20 protein-coding genes are annotated in these 17,935 nt (G+C 67.1%); 15 read left to right on the top strand and 5 right to left on the bottom strand.

Annotation, left to right across the window (positions count from 1 at the left end):
- Positions 1-999, bottom strand: a complete 999-nt coding sequence (locus ACUCV3_RS15405; RefSeq protein ID WP_482240784.1) for a lytic transglycosylase domain-containing protein — start codon at positions 997-999, stop codon at positions 1-3.
- Positions 1,000-1,107: 108 nt separating this feature from the next.
- On the opposite strand from ACUCV3_RS15405, the gene ACUCV3_RS15400 reads away from it, so the two are divergent.
- Positions 1,108-2,403 carry a hypothetical protein gene (locus ACUCV3_RS15400; protein ID WP_482240783.1) on the top strand — a complete coding sequence of 432 codons (1,296 nt, stop codon included), beginning with the start codon at positions 1,108-1,110 and terminating at the stop codon, positions 2,401-2,403.
- Positions 2,404-2,406: 3 nt separating this feature from the next.
- On the opposite strand, the gene ACUCV3_RS15395 is transcribed toward ACUCV3_RS15400, so the two are convergent.
- Positions 2,407-2,676: a hypothetical protein gene (locus tag ACUCV3_RS15395; protein ID WP_482240782.1), complete on the bottom strand. Its 270-nt coding sequence runs from the start codon at positions 2,674-2,676 to the stop codon at positions 2,407-2,409.
- Positions 2,677-2,910: 234 nt separating this feature from the next.
- Between ACUCV3_RS15395 and ACUCV3_RS15390 the strand changes: the two genes are divergently transcribed.
- From ACUCV3_RS15390 to ACUCV3_RS15380, 3 genes are all read left to right on the top strand, one after another.
- Positions 2,911-3,162, top strand: coding sequence for a hypothetical protein (locus ACUCV3_RS15390; protein ID WP_482240781.1), 252 nt, complete (start codon positions 2,911-2,913; stop codon positions 3,160-3,162).
- A 13-nt stretch (positions 3,163-3,175) separates the two neighbouring features.
- Positions 3,176-3,631 (top strand): hypothetical protein, encoded by a 456-nt coding sequence (locus ACUCV3_RS15385; RefSeq protein WP_482240780.1) that lies wholly within the window; start codon positions 3,176-3,178, stop codon positions 3,629-3,631.
- A 121-nt stretch (positions 3,632-3,752) separates the two neighbouring features.
- On the top strand, positions 3,753-3,986 hold the full coding sequence (locus ACUCV3_RS15380) for a hypothetical protein (protein ID WP_482240779.1): 234 nt from the start codon (positions 3,753-3,755) through the stop codon (positions 3,984-3,986).
- Here ACUCV3_RS15380 and ACUCV3_RS15375 read toward each other — a convergent pair.
- On the bottom strand, positions 3,983-4,309 hold the full coding sequence (locus ACUCV3_RS15375; protein ID WP_304537825.1) for a hypothetical protein: 327 nt from the start codon (positions 4,307-4,309) through the stop codon (positions 3,983-3,985). The genes ACUCV3_RS15380 and ACUCV3_RS15375 overlap by 4 nt on opposite strands.
- Entirely contained in the window at positions 4,306-4,992 is a 687-nt protein-coding gene (locus ACUCV3_RS15370; RefSeq protein WP_482240778.1) for an AAA family ATPase, read from the bottom strand. The genes ACUCV3_RS15375 and ACUCV3_RS15370 overlap by 4 nt, the downstream gene beginning before the upstream one ends.
- 368 nt (positions 4,993-5,360) lie before the next feature.
- On the opposite strand from ACUCV3_RS15370, the gene ACUCV3_RS15365 reads away from it, so the two are divergent.
- From ACUCV3_RS15365 to ACUCV3_RS15325, 9 genes are all read left to right on the top strand, one after another.
- A complete protein-coding gene (locus tag ACUCV3_RS15365; protein WP_482240777.1) occupies positions 5,361-6,227 on the top strand; it encodes a DUF7146 domain-containing protein in 867 nt (288 codons plus the stop codon).
- 35 nt (positions 6,228-6,262) lie between these two features.
- Positions 6,263-10,483: a strawberry notch-like NTP hydrolase domain-containing protein gene (locus tag ACUCV3_RS15360; protein ID WP_482240776.1), complete on the top strand. Its 4,221-nt coding sequence runs from the start codon at positions 6,263-6,265 to the stop codon at positions 10,481-10,483.
- A gap of 65 nt (positions 10,484-10,548) precedes the next feature.
- Positions 10,549-12,699 carry a ParB/RepB/Spo0J family partition protein gene (locus tag ACUCV3_RS15355; RefSeq protein WP_482240775.1) on the top strand — a complete coding sequence of 717 codons (2,151 nt, stop codon included), beginning with the start codon at positions 10,549-10,551 and terminating at the stop codon, positions 12,697-12,699.
- Between the two features lie 87 nt (positions 12,700-12,786).
- Entirely contained in the window at positions 12,787-13,743 is a 957-nt protein-coding gene (locus ACUCV3_RS15350) for an ArdC family protein (RefSeq protein WP_482240774.1), read from the top strand.
- Positions 13,740-14,057 (top strand): DUF5983 family protein, encoded by a 318-nt coding sequence (locus tag ACUCV3_RS15345; RefSeq protein ID WP_482240773.1) that lies wholly within the window; start codon positions 13,740-13,742, stop codon positions 14,055-14,057. Before ACUCV3_RS15350 ends, ACUCV3_RS15345 begins: the two co-directional genes overlap by 4 nt.
- Before the next feature lie 23 nt (positions 14,058-14,080).
- A complete protein-coding gene (locus tag ACUCV3_RS15340) occupies positions 14,081-14,692 on the top strand; it encodes a DUF6927 domain-containing protein (protein ID WP_482240772.1) in 612 nt (203 codons plus the stop codon).
- A gap of 39 nt (positions 14,693-14,731) precedes the next feature.
- On the top strand, positions 14,732-14,935 hold the full coding sequence (locus ACUCV3_RS15335; RefSeq protein ID WP_482240771.1) for a hypothetical protein: 204 nt from the start codon (positions 14,732-14,734) through the stop codon (positions 14,933-14,935).
- Positions 14,926-15,462 (top strand): thermonuclease family protein, encoded by a 537-nt coding sequence (locus ACUCV3_RS15330; RefSeq protein ID WP_482240770.1) that lies wholly within the window; start codon positions 14,926-14,928, stop codon positions 15,460-15,462. Before ACUCV3_RS15335 ends, ACUCV3_RS15330 begins: the two co-directional genes overlap by 10 nt.
- A complete protein-coding gene (locus tag ACUCV3_RS15325; RefSeq protein WP_482240769.1) occupies positions 15,459-15,746 on the top strand; it encodes a Thoeris anti-defense Tad2 family protein in 288 nt (95 codons plus the stop codon). The genes ACUCV3_RS15330 and ACUCV3_RS15325 overlap by 4 nt, the downstream gene beginning before the upstream one ends.
- On the opposite strand, the gene ACUCV3_RS15320 is transcribed toward ACUCV3_RS15325, so the two are convergent.
- Positions 15,700-16,197, bottom strand: a complete 498-nt coding sequence (locus ACUCV3_RS15320) for a hypothetical protein (protein WP_482240768.1) — start codon at positions 16,195-16,197, stop codon at positions 15,700-15,702. The two genes, ACUCV3_RS15325 and ACUCV3_RS15320, sit on opposite strands and share 47 nt — an antisense overlap.
- Positions 16,198-16,302: 105 nt before the next feature.
- Between ACUCV3_RS15320 and ACUCV3_RS15315 the strand changes: the two genes are divergently transcribed.
- Both ACUCV3_RS15315 and ACUCV3_RS15310 read left to right on the top strand, forming a co-directional pair.
- The gene (locus ACUCV3_RS15315; protein WP_482240767.1) at positions 16,303-16,905 is read left to right on the top strand and encodes a DUF7007 domain-containing protein; all 603 of its coding nucleotides are present in this window, start codon (positions 16,303-16,305) and stop codon (positions 16,903-16,905) included.
- Complete coding sequence (locus ACUCV3_RS15310) at positions 16,902-17,915, top strand: deazapurine DNA modification protein DpdA family protein (RefSeq protein WP_482240766.1); 1,014 nt, start codon at positions 16,902-16,904, stop codon at positions 17,913-17,915. The genes ACUCV3_RS15315 and ACUCV3_RS15310 overlap by 4 nt, the downstream gene beginning before the upstream one ends.
- Positions 17,916-17,935: the final 20 nt, after the last annotated feature.

Below are 17,935 nucleotides of genomic sequence, written 5' to 3'. Positions count from 1 at the left end.
CTAGAAGGACGAGACCATCGCGGCGCGTGAGAAGGTCGGCGGAACCGCGACCGACGCTCCCGGCGTCTGGATCGTGGCGACCCTCGACAGGCCGCTGAGACGCGACCAGTTCAACAGGATGTTCGATACATAGTCCTGGGTCTCGACGATCCGCGGAACGCGGCCGTTGCGCACCCGCCCCGGCCCGGCGTTGTAGGCCGCTAGGGCGAGGTGATACTGGCCAAACTTGTCGAGCTGCTGGCGCAGGTAGCGCGCACCGCCCCGGAGGTTCTGCTCGACGTCGTAGCGGTTCACGCCCAGGCCCGCCGCGGTGTCCGGCATCAGCTGCGTCAGCCCGAAGGCATTCTTGGGCGAGTAGATCGAGGCGTTATAGCGGCTCTCTCGGATGATCATCGCGTCGAAGAGCCCGACCGGGATGCCGTACTGGCACGCGATGCTCGACATCATCGTGTAATAGCCGCGGCGCCGAAACTCGCCGTCCGGCCGCAAGATGCCGCTCGGCCGATAGTCGGTCGGGACGCACCCGGGGACGTAAGAGTTCGCCGCAGAGGCAAACACCTGGCCCCCACGCATCCAGAGCGGAACCGAAATGGTCGACGCCGGCGAAACACCGACCGAAGCACCGAACGCCGGCACACCGGGCTGCGCGACGCCGACGGCAGCGAACGGATCCTCCCCTGCCCCTGACCCGACGTTACTCGCCGGCGCCGCGGCAGACTGCGGAGCGAAGCTGTTCGCCGTCTGGTAGGCGACCCACTGCCGGCTGAGATCGTGAACCCGGAACGCCTCCGGCAGCGGCGACGGATCGATTGAAGCCGCCCCCCCCGTCTCGGCCGGCAGCTGCTCGCTTGGACCGACCGGCACGCTCTCCGATGAAGGCGCCGGCGAAGCGCTCATGCTGATGAGCTGCACCGTTCTCACAGCCCGCGTCGGCCGCGCACCGGCCGCCGCGGTGATCCCGGAAATGAGTGCCACACCGGCTAGAAAATAGGCTCGCATATGGTCCTCCCGACCCCGTTCACAGAAAGTGAGATCGACGGATTCGGAGTTGTCAAGACCCCCTGCCTGAGTGAAACTGCTGCCAATCGGCCCCATCGGACGGCTCAAATGTGGCTCATCGACCGTGACACGAACGGCGTCGGGGGACGCAGAATCCCCCTACCCCCTCCCCTGCGGGAGGCTTTGGTGCGCTGGTACATCGGGGAGGGATCGCGCGGCGATGAGGAGGCCGGCATCACCCTGGTCCAGAACGCCCGCATCGGCGCGAAGTGGATCGCCTGCGACTGCCTGACCGGCGAGAACCCGCCCCCGATCCTGACGCCCGCCTTCCTATCCGAAGCCGAGACTTATTATCTGCGGAGACTGACGAGCACCAAGCGGCCGGAGCACCGCGAGGACTGCCCCTTCTTCCGCGACCAAGTCACGCACCGCATCACCGAGATCCGCTCTCGCGAGACGCCTGCTGATCCACCCACCGGCTATTTCGAGGTTCTGCGCCCAGCCCCGGAGAAACTGGCGCAGAGGCCCGAGGAGGATGCCAGCGACGACCGCACCCGCCATGCCTCCGTTCCGCGTCTGGCGCGGCTCCTGTGGCGCCTGATCGACGCTGCCGGCACGAACAAGTTGGCCCCCGTCGCGCACGAATACGAAACCGCCTCCATCAAGCTGGAGTTCGAGGCGCTCGGCCGAGCCGCGACCAAGATCGAGATCGCGCCGGGCATTGAGCTCGGCCGAGCGTTCTGGACCCACGCAAACGCGCTGCACAGCCGCAGGGCCTACGCCATGCTGCGCCAGCTCGCGAAGTCGTGGCCGAGCGGACACGCGCCACAGGGCTTCATGGCGCTGTTCTCGCCACACGTTCGCGGCCACGTCGTCGATGTCCCCGGCGCCGAGGCGATCCACGTCGCCAACCGCGTGCAGTCGCCCTCCGTGCGCGGCAACCTCATCAAGGGGCCGTTCCTGGTGATGATCGTCGCGGGCGAGTATCCCGAGGCGCACGGCTACGCGCCGCTGCGCGCCTACGCTCAACCGATCTTCTCCGGTCAGCGCTTCATTCCGGTCGATTCCGAGTTCGAGCGATCGGTCCTGCGCGAGCTGTTCAAGGCCCGTCGGCTACTGGACGCCGGGGGGGTGGATCTCGCGATCGAGAAGCCCGTCTTCGACCGCCTCACAACCCAGGGCTCTTGCCGACCGGACTTCCTGCTCGAGGCACGCTCGCGCCTGACTGGCGAGATCAAGCAGCTCGTGGTCGAGGCGATGGGCTTCAGCGACGACGACTATCTGGCGTCCAAGGCGACGACGCATCCGCGTATGCGGCTCTTGGGACCGCTCCTGACGATCGAGCCCACGGACGTCGAGAAGGACCGTGTGGGCGATCTGATCACGGCTGCTCTCGACCTCTGAGGCTCAGCTCCAGCTCAGGCTCAAACCGAACGACACCACGATCGCGAGCGTCACGGGCGTCGACAGAAGGTATAGCTTCTGCCAGCGCCACCAGGTCTTCGGCAGGAACAGCACGGCGCCGCGCACCGACCGCATTTCTTCCCAGGACCGCTCGCGGTAGAGCCGGATGCCGGCGACCGAGACCGATAGGACCATCGCGACCGCGCAGCACAGCCCCGTGGCGGTGTAGAGTGCTATCCAGTTGATCAACTTGACTTGGGTCAGGTGCGCCATGATCAGCCTCGTAGCCCGCCCCGGGTGAATAATGTCGCCGACCCTTGGCCGGTTCCGAACGGACCCTATCTGTTTACAACAGCATGGTGAGGATATGCTTAACCCCCCACCGCAACGAAAGTGACTCAAGTTCCCCGCATACCGCAAGCTAATGGTCGCTAAACGGCTTCGCACGTCTTGCCGATCGGATCGCCGAGCGACTTTCGCACGCCGAGCTGCCGAGGCGGTTTGTTGATGCACCCCGGCGTCGTCGTCCTCGTCATCATCTTCGAGGGCGTTCGGAAGGTCACGCTCCATGCGACCGAAGCGCAGGCGTGGCGGCAGCTGATGGAATTCGTCGACGGACGCTGGGAACGCCGGTTCGGGCGAGCCCCCTCCCCTATCGAGCCGGAGGCGCGAGCGGACCAGTTCTTCCGCAACAACAGCGACGATCTCTACGCGATCATCGACGCCGACCTGTCCGAGCTGCAGGAGGCGCTCAGCTGACGCCGTTCTTCGCTTGGCCTGGCGCACCATCCCGTCGTACAATCTCGGCGAGCGGGAGCCTCCTATGTTCGAGTGCCTTGTCTTGGGCGACAGCACCGGCGTCGGTGCCGCTCAGGCGATCAACCGGCGCTATGCCCAGCAATGCGACGTGCAGGCCGTCGAGCGTGCTACAGCGGCGCAGATCCTCGCCTGGAGGAAGACCGGCAAGGACTATGGCGCCTGTGTCTTCGCAATGGGATCGAACGACCTGGCCGGCGCCGCGCTCGCGACCAAACTCACGAAGATCCGCACCAGCCTCTGCTTTCGCCGCGTCATCTGGCTACTGCCCTATGCAAGACCCCAGGCCTACACTGTCAGCTCAGTCGCGGCCCGCTTTGGGGACGAGACGGTTGACTTGAGCCGTTTCGAGACACGCGATCGGATACATCCGCGCGACTATTCGCAAGTGGCAGCGGTTCTTCTGCGCTGAACGCAGAATCATAACAGAGGTGAGAGGGATCGAGAGGTTCGGGCAAGCGGGATTTGCGTCCGGCGGCCCCTGCCCTCACCCGCCGAGGCTCCGGTCCCGGCGCAGCTCGCAGGAGCTTGCGATGTCGCTACACCTCTTGATGATCACCCTCGCCGACAAGGACGAACTGTCGGTTCACCCGGACCACGGCTCCGCGTGGGCGGCGCTGCTGGGTTTTGTGGACGATCGCTGGTCAGCCTTGCTCGGAAGCACTGAGGCACCCGAAGACGAGACCGCGCGCGTCGACGCATTCTTCGCCCTTCCGGACGCCTTCTACCTCATCGGCGAAGTGGTGGCCTCGCTGCCCGCCGCCTAGCGTCCGTCTCCCTCGGCCAGGTCCATCAGCTTCTCGATGGCCTGCCAGTACGGCAGTCGTTCGCGGTCGCAGTATTCGACGAAACGTCCCATCACGCTCACCGGGCCTTTGACGCTGACCTGGTGGAGCTGCTCGCCCGCGTAAGCCGACTTCTGCCGGCGCGGCAGTGCCGCAGGCGCGGACGGCTTCGAGAACCCGTGTTCGCGCCCGACGTCATCTACCGCAGCCGCATCTCGGCGCTGATCCGTTCGACTGCGTTCAGCCCGCGCGCTCGGCCGGATGTCCGAGAGATCGTCGAGCCCAAGTTTGATGCCGTTGCTCATGCCGTCTGCTCCACGACGGCGTTCTGCCGTCTGATTTCCGTCACGACCTCCTGCACGAAGGCGGTGGCGTTGATGCGCGCCTTGTCCAGCCCGGTCGCCTGATCATCGCCGAGGCTCCAGAGCGAGCGGTAGTGTGTGAACATCGCGCGGAAGCCCGCGCGATCGTTCAGTGCAGTCTCGAAGGTCGGGATACCCGCACCCCTAAACTGCGACCTGATCTCCTTCTCGTCGCGGGTCGCGATCGCGGGGTTCACGCGCGTAAACAGCATGCGATACGGGATCTCGCGGCGAAGCGCCCTCCCCTCGTCCACCACCAGCTTGATCGCCCTGCTCGCCTGTCGCGCGTCGACCGGCGACGCCTGCAGCGGGATGATGACCAAGTCGGTCCGCGAAATCGCGCGAGACATGGCCAAGTTCGCGGTGCCCTCCAGATCGACGATGACGAACTGGCTGGAGGCTGCCGCCTCCTCGATCTCGTCGATGATCGCGTTGTCTGACGGGAGTGTCCGACACTCGAATCCAGGATCAGGCGTCTCGCTCGCCCACGTTTCAAGCGTCCGGTTCGGGTCGCCGTCGATGACAGTCACCGAGGCTCCGGCCTGGCTGAGACCGCTGGCGAGCACCAACGCCGACGTGCTCTTACCCACCCCGCCCTTGGGGCTTGCAAAGCTGATTACCGGCATGCTCCAGCCTTCCTCATCATCGCTGCGCTACCCTGGCGCAGCCCCCGCACCACAGGCGGAGACACCGCCCGCCGTGACTACGCCATGCCAGACCTCACACCGCTTGGCAACTCTATACATGGCAGGGCATGGCTATAGTATACGACTAAGGCGCACGCACTGCTACGCATGGCCCCGCCACGCAGGGCAAGGCATGGCTAGTCTCCGCTACACTATGGTAGCCACCGCTTCGCACTACTAGGCACCGCCTGGGTATGCCGAGCATTCCGCGCGGTTCAGCTGCGATGCTTCGGCCTTCTCTTGGTACCATAGTCTACCACTGGCCGAAGCGAGGGGAGGGGGAGCAGAATAGCGAAGGAGCAGACGAGATGCCCTATTCCGCACTGAAACCAAGCCAGGAACTCGTCGACATCGTCGGCTCGCTCGGCGGCGTTTGGCACGGCTATGTTGCGACATGCCGATGCCCAGCCCACGTCGATCGGACACCGAGCCTGTCGCTGCGCCAGGGTAATCGCGGCATTCTCGTGACCTGCTTTGCGGGCTGCGATGCAGAAGACGTCCTGCGCGAGATCCGTCGCATCCCGGTGACCAGGCGGTTCGAACCCCCGAAGGCCGACATACGGCGCGGCACCGGAAACGTCGAACGTCTCTGGGACCAGGCCCGCGACGTCATGCAGACGCTCGGCGAGCGCTACTTGCACCGACGCCACCTCGCCGCAGGTCCGGCCGATCTCCGCTTCCACCCGCGGTGCCCGCTCGGACCCAAGGGGCGTACCGTCTTCAAGCCAGCCCTGTTGGTCGGCGTGCGGGAGGGACACCGGCTCGTTGCCTTCCAGCGCATCTTCCTCGACCCGGCGACCGCGGACTACGAGTGCAAGGTCATGCTCGGACAACCGGGGCAGGGGGCATGGCAGGGACGACCGCTGCAATGCGACACGCTCGCGATCGCAGAGGGTTTCGAGACGGCCGCGGCCTTCACGATCCTGCATGGCGTGCCCTGCTGGGCCACCCTCGGCGCTCGACGCTTCGATCATCTCCGCCTGCCGTCGGCACTCGGCAATCTTCTACTCGCACAGGACAACGATCCGGAGGGCGACGCCGCTGCCGCACGCGCAGAGGCTCACTATGCACGTCCCGGGCTCAACATCCGGCGAGCGCCACCACCAGGGCGCATCAAGGACTGGGCGATCGTCCTCAATCGCGAGCAGGAAAGGGGAGGGGGGTCGAGTGGATGATGCTGCCGATTGGGCGGCCGATCCAGGAGACCCCCATGACCGACCTATTCTCGACGGCCGAGAACGCCGACCGAAGCGCCGCGCTCCTGCTGCAGGATCGACTCCGCGCCGGCGACACCATCACGCGGGCCGCCCTCAACGAGGCCATGACCAAGGCCTATGGCGGCACCGACGCGCAGGGCCGCTGGACCCAGCGCGAGAGCTTCGAGGTGCTTGAGCACGCGCTCGCCCTCCACTTGCGGACGGTCCCCCACACGCTGCACGCCTTGCCGGATGTTGTCCACGCGATCCGGCTCATGGCGGCGCTGCCCACCCAGACTGTCCGGAGCGAGGAGCAGCTCGAATGGCAGCAGTTCTCGACGCCGGCAGACATCGCCGCTCTGGCCGTGCTCCTGGCGAACGCACAGGAGGGCGACGTCGTCCTCGAACCCAGCGCCGGCAATGGCCTGCTCGTCGCGCAGCTGCGCCAGGACGTCACGCTTCAGCTGAACGAACTCGACCCGGCTCGACGGGCACGGCTCGCCCACAGCTTTCCCGGCACGCCGATCACCGGCTACGACGGTGCGGCGCTGACGTCGCTGATGGCATCGTCCGAGCGCCCCACGCTGGTCCTGATGAACCCGCCGTTCTCGCGCTCGCTCGGTCGCGGCGCCGACGACTTCGCGGCCGTGCGCCACCTACAGGCCGCCTTGCGCCGCCTGCGCACCGGAGGACGGCTCGTCGCGATCATGCCCGACTGGTTCGGCCCCAGCGCGCGTCTGCGTGACCTGTTCGACTCCACGCTGCGCGATGTCGCGGTCCGGACCTCGATCCGCCTCGAAAAGTGCTACACCAAGCACGGCACTTCGATCGCGGTCCGCCTCTACGGAATCGACAAGGCACCGGGCACGACGATCCCCTCGACCATCCAGCGCTCGTCGGTCGCCGACATCCTCGACGCGGTGACGATCGTCGACCGGCTGACGCCGAAGATGGACGTGCCGGTCGCACCTGTTCGAAAGACCGGCACGACCTCGCTGTTCCGTGCCGTGAAGAGCACACGCCCCGCCGAACCGCGCGCCTACCATGCCCCCGTCCGTAACGAGGTTCTCCCCGTCGATTTCACCCCGCTGGAGACCCCGGCGCCGCTTCTCGAACAGACGGGCGTCTACCTGCCCTATCGGCCGAGCCGCCTCGTGTTCACCACCGCCGGCGATCATCCGACCGCACTGGTCGAGTCCGTCGCCATGGGCTCGATTCCTGCGCCGATCCCCCATCATGTCCCGCGCTTGCCCGAGCGAACGGTCGCCGAGCGTCTGCTTTCGGCCTCGCAGCTCGAAACCGTCGTCTACGCCGGCGATGCGTGGACCCAGATGATCCCGGGGCGGTTCCGCCCCAGCAAGGAGGGCGTCGGACTGGACCTGTCCGAGGACGGCCACGAGTATCGCAAGGGCTTCTTCCTGGGCGACGGGACCGGGGCGGGGAAGGGCCGGCAAATCGCCGCCTGCATCCTCGACAATTGGCTGCAGGGCCGCCGCCGCCACATCTGGATCACCAAGAACGAACCTCTCCTCGAGGATGCCAGGCGGGACTGGACCGCGCTGGGCGGCATGACCGCTGACATCCAGCCCCTAACCAGCTGGAAGATCGACGAGGTGGTCAAGCTCGATCAGGGCGTGATCTTCGTCACCTATCCGGCGCTCCGCTCCGCTCGCGGCGACCACACCCGGCTCAAGCAGCTCATCGACTGGGCACGCGAGGACTTCGACGGTGTCATCGCCTTCGACGAGGCGCACGAGATGGGCGGCGTCGCCGGCGGGGAGGGCGCTCTCGGCGCGAAGAAAGGCTCCCAGCAGGGCATCTGCGGGGTGCTGCTCCAGAACAACCTGCCCGGCGCGCGCGTGCTCTACGCCTCGGCGACCGGAGCCTCCGACGTCAACAATCTCGCCTACGCCGTCCGGCTCGGCCTCTGGGGACCGGAGACCGCCTTCGCCGACCGCGAGCAGTTCATCAGCGGCATCCGCAAGGGCGGCATCGCCGCCATGGAACTCGTCGCGCGCGACCTCAAGGCGACCGGCCTCTACATGGCCCGCGCGCTCAGCTTCGCCGGCGTCGAGTACGACATCCTCAAGCATGCGCTGACACCCGACCAGATCAGGATCTACGACACCTATGCGGATGCCTGGGGCATCATCCACCGCAACATGGAACAGGCGCTGGAGCTGACCGCCGTCGTCGACTCCCTCGAGAACGCGACGCTCAACAGCGGCGCCAAGGCGTCCGCCCGCTCGCGCTTCGAGTCGACGAAGCAGCGCTTCTTCGGCCAGGTCCTCCTCAGCCTGAAGCTGCGAACCGTCATCGCCGCGGTCGAGGAACACCTCGCCGACGGCAAATCGGTCGTGCTGCAGCTCGTCACCACCGCTGAATCAATCCTCAACCGTCGCCTCGGGGAGCTCAGCCCCGACGAGCGGGCAGAGCTCGAAATCGACCTGTCGCCACGCGAGTATGTGATCGACTACCTGCAGCGCGCCTTTCCCACGCGCCAGATGAAGATATTCACCGACGATACCGGCACCGCGCGATCGATGCCGATGGTCGATGACGACGGCAACGCGGTCTACAACCCGGAAGCTGAAGCGGCTCGCGAGCGCCTGATCGAGCACCTTTGCGCGCTGCCCCCGATCATGTCGGCGCTGGACGCCATGCTGGTGCATTTCGGCCACGACAACGTCGCCGAGATCACCGGACGCACCAAGCGGCTCGTCGGTCGCGAGGACGGCGGCCAGAAACTCGAATCCCGCTCGACCCGCACGAGCCAGGTCGAGGCCTCGGCCTTCATGGACGGCCGCAAGCGCGTCCTCGTCTTCTCCGACGCCGGCGGAACGGGTCGCTCGTACCACGCCTCGCTCGATGCCAAGAACCAGCAGCAGCGCGTCCACCTGTTGCTGGAGCCGGGCTGGCGTGCGGACCGTGCCATCCAGGGGCTCGGTCGCACCCACCGGACCCATCAGGCCTGCTCGCCCCTGTTCAGGCCTGTCACGACGGACTGCAAGGGCGAGCTGCGCTTCACCAGCACGATCGCGCGCCGGCTCGACAGTCTTGGGGCGCTCACGCGCGGCCAGCGGCAGACAGGCGGGCAGAACCTCTTCGATCCGGCCGACAACCTCGAAAGCGAATATGCCTGCGCCGCGCTGATCAGCTGGTTCCACCTCCTGCACGCCGGCAAGCTGACGAGCACGAACCTGACCGAGTTCCAGGAGCGCACCGGGCTCGAGCTCTGCGACCAGGACGGCGTGCTGAAGGAGGAACTCCCGCCCATCCAGCGTTGGCTGAACCGCCTGCTCGCGCTGCCGATCGACCTCCAGAACCGCATCTTCGACGAGTTCCTCGCGCTCGTCGAGACACGGATCGCCGCCGCCCGCGACGCGGGCACCCTCGATGTCGGCGTCGAGACGATCATGGTCGATCGCGCCACGGTTCGCGACGATACCTTGCTCCGCACCGATCCGGTCAGCGGCGCGACCTCGCACCTCCTGACGATCGAGATCGAACGCCGCCGGAACCCTGTGACGCTTGAGCGCATCCTGCGCATCGTCGACGGCGACGCCACCGCGATCGCGATGAAGAATACGAAGTCCGGCAAGGTCGCAGTCCAGACTCGCGCCCGCGCCGGCATGAGCGAGGACGGCACGCCGATCCCGCGCGTCGAGCTGCTCCGCCCGACCCGGAAGGAATACTTTCGGGAGGCGGACCTCTTCGAATCCGCTTGGGAGCCGATCGGCCACGACGAGTTGGTCAAGCTCTGGAACGAGGAGGTCGCCGAGGCGCTCGACACGGTGGACACCGAGACGATCCGGCTCGCCACCGGCCTTCTCCTGCCGATCTGGTCATCGCTGCCCTCCGATCACCTGGTCGTGAACCGGATCGTCGATGCAGACGGCAATTCGTGGCTCGGACGCCTCGTGTTCGACTCGCACGTCGTCTCGCTCTTCACCAAACTCGGCATCGACAAGGCGGAGAACATGCCCCCGGCCGACATCGCCGGGTCGGTCCTGGGGGGCAGCAGCGTCGACCTGACGCGGCCATTCCCGATGACGATCAAGCGCGCGATCGTGAACGGCAAGCCCCGCGTGGAGATCAGCGGCGCACCCGCCGAACAGATCGGGTGGCTGAAGTCGCACGGCTGCTTCACCGAGATCATCCAGTACCGCACCCGCGTCTTCGTCCCCGTCGACCGGGCGACCGAGATCCTCTCCGTGATCCTGAAGAACGCCTGAGCGAAAGGGGAGGGGGGTCGAGGAGGGTGTCCGGGATGAACCGGATGCCAGAAGGAGTTGCCCCAATGATCCAGACCGTCAAGCTGGCGAAGCTGCGGCTTTCGCCCATCAACGTCCGTACCGTTTCCGATGACCAGCTGCGCATCCCCGAGATGGCCGCCGACATCGAGGCCCGCGGCGTTCTCCAGAACCTCCTCGTCACCCCCGTCACCAAGCCCCGCGGCATGTTCGAGGTGTTCGACGGAGGCCGTCGCTGGCGCGCGCTGTCGATGCTCGCCGAGCGCGGCGCGATCAACGCCGAGGAGTTCGACGTTCCCGTCCTCGTCGTGAAGGCCGACGTCGCGGCGCTCAGCGAGACCTCGCTCGCGGCGAACTTCCACCAGCTGAAGCTGACCCCGGCGGAGGAGTGCCGCGCGTTCCAGCACTTCCTCGGCGTCGACGGCGACATCGACGCGGTCGCGAAGCGCTTCGGACAGACGCGCCGCTTCATCGAGGGTCGCCTTCGCCTCGCGACGCTGGCAGCGCCCATCTTCGACGCGCTCGCGGCCGGCGAGATCAGCCTGGAAATCGCCAAGGCCTACGCCTCGACCGACAGCCAGGACAAGCAGCTGCTCGTCTGGACCAACTACAGCGGGCACAGCTATGTGAACGCGGACACGATCCGTCGCGCGATCGTCCACCAGACGATGAAGGCGACCGACCCGGTCGCGCTGCTCGTCGGCGACGAAGCCTATCTCGCAGCCGGCGGCAAGATCGTCGCGGACCTGTTCTCTGAGGACGGCGACCGCTGGGTCGACCCCGAGATCGCCGAGCGCCTCGCCGCGGCTAAGCTGGAGGCCGAGGCGACCCGGATCGGCGAAGAGACCGGCCTCGCGTGGATCCGTCCGATCGCGACGCATCACACCTACAACGCCGCCTCCGGGCTCTACCGGGTGATCCTCCCGACCATCCCGATGACCGAGGAAGAGGACGCGCGCGTCACCGAGATCGAGGATCGCCTCGAAGCGATCCAGGGCGAGATGGAGGACGAGGACATCTCGCAGGAGGCCTATGCCGCGCTCGACGAGGAGTTCGACCGCCTCGAGGAGGAGCGTAACGCGCTCAACAGCCGGCCGAGCATCCTCACCGACGAGCTGCGGCCGCTGGTCGGCGCGTTCCTGACGCTGAGCCAGCGCGGCGAGATGGTGCTCGACACCACCTACTACAGCGAGAAGCCCATCCGGCTCGGTGCCGACGGCAATCTCGCACCGGAGGGTGACGGCAGCAGCTCGGGCAACGGCGACCCCACGGGCACAATCGGAGGCGGCAGCGGCTCGGTCGCCAACGACCCGTCTCCGCGCCCCGAAACGATCGCTCCCGGGGGCAAGCCGCTCACCGCCCGCCTGCAGGACGAGCTGGCGCTCCAGCGCCGCGACGTGCTCGCCGCCAATCTCGTCCAGCATCCCGGGTTGGCGCTCGACTACGCGATCTTCGTGATGATCGACGCGCGCAACCACCACGCGACCTACTACGGCACCACGGTCCGCGCCCGCGGCCCGCAGGACCCGTCGGTCGGCGAGATGCCCTCGACGCGCGCCCGCGAGTACCTGGCCGAGTGCCATGACGGGCTGGTCAGCGACTGGATGGGTCACAAGACCATCGTCGAACGGTTCGAGGCGTTCCGCGAACTGGACGACGACAGCAAGGCGGCCTGGCTCGCCTACGTCGTGGCCGTGTCGCTGGAGGCGAAGGACGGCTTCTCCGGCCCGTCGCAGAATCCGCTCCAGAACCGCCTCGCCTCGATCATGGAGGTCGACGTCGCGGCGTGGTGGCGGCCGACGTCCCAGAACTTCTTCGACCGCGTGCCGAAGGGGTCGCTGCTGACGCTTCTCCACGACGTCGGCGGTCCGACGCTCTCGGGCCGCTACGCCGCCTCCAAGAAGCCGGACATCTCCGCGTCCTGCCACAAGCTGTTCGCCGGCGAAGCGCTGGTCGAGGCCGACGTCAAGGAAGCAGCACTTGCCTGGGTGCCCGCGACCATGCGCTTCCTCGACAACGCCAGCGACGAGACGCTCGACATGATCGAGAGCGACGATCTCGACGAGACCGAGCTCGGCGGTGACGAGGACGCGGGCAGCGGCGACGACCTGCCGGACGACGACAGTGCCGGCAGCGAACCCGCCGCTGCCGACGATGCCGGCACTACCATCGAGGGCGAAGCCGCCGAAGCGGCCTGACGACCCGATCATCTCCTCCTGGGCGACTGAGCCGCCGGCGTTCACGCGTCGGCGGCTCTTTTTTGCCCTCAACACGGACAACGAACCATGCCCGGGCACAGCAAGCCGAGCCGCGATGTCGCGGCCGAGATCACCAACCTCATCATCGAGAAGCTCGAAGCCGGCGTCGCGCCGTGGAACCGTCCGTGGCGGTGCCGGGGCGGCAGCGGCGGACTGCGCCCCCTTCGCCATTGCGGCACCCCGTACACCGGGATCAACACGCTCTACCTCTGGGCGCTGGGGGACGTGCGCGGCTACTGCTCGCGCTTCTGGATGACCTACCGCCAGGCCGAGGAGCTCGGCGCCCATGTCCGCAAGGGCGAGCGCGGCGCCGTGTCGGTCTACTACTCATCCTTCAAGAAGACCGAGACGAACATCGTCACCGGCCAGGAGAACGAGAAGAACATCCGCTTCCTGCGCCACTACATCGTCTTCAACGCCGATCAGATCGACGGTCTGCCGGCCTACTTCTACGCCCCGCCGCCGGTCGAGACGCCCATCTCGCCCTCCGAGCGACAGACCGCGATCGACAGCTTCATCGACCCGATCCCCGCCGATGTTCGGCACGGGGGCAACGAAGCGTTCTTCTCGCCGACGTTCGACTATATCCAGATGCCCTCGCCGAGCGCATTCCGGTCAATGGACCATTACGCGAGCACGCGGCTCCACGAGACCGTTCACTGGTCCGGTCACGCCTCGCGGCTCGGCCGCACCTTCGGGAAGCGCTTCGGCGACAAGGCGTACGCCTTCGAGGAGCTCGTCGCCGAGATCGGGGCCGGGCTCGCCTGCGCCGAAATCGGTCTTCCCAACGAACTTCACGACAACCACGCCAGTTATGTCGCGCACTGGCTCGGGATCCTGCGCGCCGACAAGACGGCGATCATTCATGCCGCGTCGAAGGCCGAGCAGGCGTTCAACTACCTGCGCGCCTTCAGCGAGCCCGCTGCCGTTCTCGCCGACGAGCCGGAGGAGACCGAGGCACCGGCGCTCCGGGAGGCGGCATGATGCCGGCCCTCGAAATCCAGCGACTCGCCTGCCTCTCGACAGCGCACCTCCCCCTGGACGTCGCTCGCCAGCTCGACGCGATAGTCGGCGCGGCCGTGCCGGTCCCCGCCGCCGAAGACAGCTGGCACAGCCTGATCGTCGCCGAGCGCTGGCGCGAATATGGCTGGTGGATCTGGGTCGCATCGGACGGCCGCGATCGGATGCTCGAACCGCTGCGGCTCTGCCTCGGTGCTGCCGAGGCCGCGGGCGCGGACTGGCTGCAGTTCGACCGCGACTGCGAGCCGATCGCCGACCTTCCGACACACGACTGGTAAACCGATCCTGCAGGAGACCCGACATGGGATGGCTCTACATGCCGCGCGACTCGATGGGTGGCCACGCGACGCCCAAGGCATATCTCGATGCCCAGTTCACCTACACCCGGGACCAGGAGGATGGCACGACGCACGGCCTTACCGTGCTCGCCTCCTCCTGCCCCGGCAACCGCGTCTACTACGCTGCCGCCCAGAAGCTCGCCAACGGCATCGGTGGCGAGATCTTCGCCATCGTCTGCCTCGTTCGATGGAACCCGAACGACAAGGAAGGCATGGTGTTCGGCTACAAGGACATGGACGAGACGGTGGGGCCGTGCGAGGCCTCGTGCCCGGAGGCGATCCTGAAGCTGCTCACTCCGACGCAGTACGAGCACGCGATCGACTGGCGCAAGCGCTGCCTCGCCAACCTCCAGCGTCGCTCCCGCAAGCTGCAGGATGGCGACCGGATCAAGCTCCCCGCGCCGATGAAGTTCACCGACGGCCACGAAGGCGACGAGTTCATCGTGGAGAAGCACGGTCGCCGTGTCGTGCTGCGCGATCCGACCACCCGGCTCGGCTATCGCATCTCCGGCTTCATGGAGCGGGCCTGGACCGTGCTGCCACAGACGAAGGTCCACAAGACGATCTTCGCCTAGCGCCGCGCTTCTGCAACAACCCTTTCAATGAGACCCGCCATGAACCACTCCGATCCGATCCCGATCTTCTCGACCAAGCGCCTGCTGCTCTGCAGCCGCGAGAACGCGGCCCGTGTCGCCGCACAGATCTTCGACCAGAACTGCCGCGCGTGCGTCGTCCGCACCGGCCACCCGCTCCAGCCCTATCGGGCCGTCGAGGTGCCGACCCGCAGCGAAGAGGTGGAGATGGTGCTGTGCGCCTGATAGCCCTCATCACCGTCGCGACCGCCCTGACCTCGTGCGGAGCAGCGGACTCGCCCACCGACGCCTTCACCGGAAGTGCCCGCGACGCACCCCACTTCGAGGCCGACGCGCGCGCGCTGGACGGCGACACCGTCAGCGTCGACTTTCGCCTGCTCGGCGTCGATGCCTTCGAACGCAAGCAGCTCTGCCAGCGCGACGGCGCTTGCTGGGCATGCGGGAAGGCAGCGCAGGACCTCGCCGCGCGCCAGGTCCGCGACGAGACCGCCTCCTTCTCCCTCACCCCGGATGCGACCTACGGACGCCCCGTCGCCACCGTGACCGTCGACGGAAAGGATCTCGGCGAAACCATGATCCGCGCCGGGCTTGCGATTCCGGCCATGAAGTATCTGCGAAGCGACCCGGATCGAGCGTCCGCCTACGCAGCAGCCTACGAGGCGGCCGAGCGGAACCATGTTGGCGCGCATGCCGGAACCTGGCTCGATCCCGCGAAGTGGCGTCGCGGCGAGCGACTGGAATGCGAGCGATGACCCTTGCCGACATTCTCGACCACATCCGCACCGGCGCGCGCGCCCGCCGCCCGACGTGGCACAACGGCTTGATCTACGTCTATGTGCCGGAAGGGCAGGGCATGGCCGAGCCGATGCTTCGCTACCGCCAGGGCAGCGCCATCCTCGACCAGCCCTACACTCCGCGTCGCGCCGACTGGTATGCCGACGACTGGATGATCCTCTCGGCCGATGACCTCCCGGCGCTCGAGGCGCCGATCACTCCGCCAGCGTCGGATCCATCCACCACGACGGACCCTGCCTGAAGTCCTCCGAGACGACGCCGACCGGACCATCGGGCTCGGCCGACACATAGGGATCGATCATCGGCATCTGCCGCACCTTGGCACGCATCAGCTTGCCGGCGACGATCCCGCGCGCCTCCAGCAGATCCTCGAGCCACATCAGGTCGTCGAGCATCGCCACCACGCCCCGGCCGGCAAGGCAATAATAGAGGCAACGCTGGTAATCATCGGAACAGGCGTTGCTCAGGATGCTCGCCAAGCGCGGCTTGCCGGCCGGCTCGCCCTCATGGACCCACGACACCGCCTCACGCAGCTCGCGTGCCGAATAATAAGCGTCCTCGACATCCTTGCCGATGGCAGCGGCCGCGATCATCCGCCTCGTCGGCGTCTGTAGCTCATCAAGCGACGCATCGCGCAGCGTCACGTCGAGATCGAAACGGTCGTGGAATCGCGTAGCCTTCAACTTACCCATGGCAGACCTCCTGGCGCGTAGAACGTAACGTGAACGCATCGACCCGTCAAGCGATCCGGCAAAGGGGAGGGGGAGTGCGGTTGCGGTCCTGATGGGAGAGCAGACATGCCATTCGCCACTACACCGCAGCCCCGTGAAAGCCTCTGGGGCACGATCGAGACCGCCGAGCAGGTGCTACCCGGCATCTGGCGCGTCGAGACACCGTCGCATGGCGGTCTGATCCTCTCGGAGGAGCGCCAGGCGGCGATGCCCGACCCACTGCGATACGACATCCCGCAGTATGAGGAGGACGTGCTCTGGTCGCTCCCCGTCCTCGCCTTCGAGGCCGAGTTCGCAAAGGCCGGCGCGGTCGGGACGGACATCATGCGCCAGCTCGCCCACGACGTCGCTCGCAACTGGCGCCCGGATGATTATGGCGCCTTCACCGGCAAGCCGGTCGAGCCGCGTGACAGCTACGTCATGCGCCGGCGCGCCGCCTACGAGGCACTGATCGGCAAGGTCGTCGTCACCTCGGCTTCTGCCTCGTGGGCGGACTGGGTGCCCGACGGCAAGATCGGCGTGGTCGGACGCATGGTGGCTTCGGTCGACTATCTCGGATGGCCGACCTACGAAGGGCCGGACCGACGTGGCCTCGTCCCGGCCGAAAGCTACGACAGCGCCAAAAGCCCGATCGCGTTCGACACGCTCGACGTCGACCCACTGCCATGACCATCGAGATCGTCGTCGGCCTTCCGCATCTCAGCGAAGGCCCGATCCTGCAGCGCGCGCGGCTGCTCCAGCATCCGGTGCTCATCTCCGCCAACTGCCTGTCACGATGGTCCCGCGCGAACGGATGGCCGGACTGGCGCGGCTTCCGAACGGACATGCTCCGCAACGCGCACGGCCTGGCCAGCATCGACCTCGATAGCGCCGGCTTCGTGGGCTCGGTGCTGTACGGCAGCGTCCCCTGGACCGTCGATCAATACATGGCGCTGGCGGCCTCCTACCCATTCCGCCGCTTCGCCAGCATCGATTGGTGTGTCGAGCCCGAGATCGCCGGCGACCGCGAGACCGTCCTCGATCGCATCTCGCGCACGATCCGCGCCAACCGCGACTGCCGTGAGCGGGCGCTGGACCTCGGGATCATCGACCGCTTCATGCCCGTGATCCAGGGACGCCGCCCGGATGACTACCTGCGGTGCGCCGAGGCGCTGAGCTGGTCGCTCGTCCCGGGCACCATCGTTGGGGTTGGCAGCATGTGCCGCCGCGAGATCAGCGGCCCCGAGGGCTTGGTCGCCGTGATCGAGCATCTCGACCGGCATCTCCCGGCCTCGATCCGGCTCCATGCATTCGGCGTGAAGGGCTCCGCGCTCCCCTATCTCACTCCGTTCGCCCATCGGCTCGCATCGATCGATTCGCAGGCTTATGGGATCGCCGCCCGCCACGACGCCCGTCGCCGCGGCGTTTCGAAGACCGACCAGCTCGTTGCCGACCACCTCGAGCATTGGACGCGGGCGCAGCTTGCTCGACTTCGGGAGCCGCCAAAGCAGCTGCCGATCGCCGCCATCCCGCCCGACATCGCCACGCCCAGCGATGCCTGGCAGGCGGCGATCGCCGCTGCCCGCATCGAGATCCGCGCCCTGATCGAAAGCGGCGACCTCGAACACGACGAGATCACGGAAGCCTGGGTCGAGCAATGGGCGGCCGACCTCCACCGGGACCGCCGCCTGGCGGCCTGATCGAGGCGAGGGGGAGGGGG

The sequence above is a fragment of the Sphingobium sp. VMM genome, from assembly GCF_056790315.1.
This window is presented reverse-complemented; position numbering and strand designations above follow the sequence as displayed.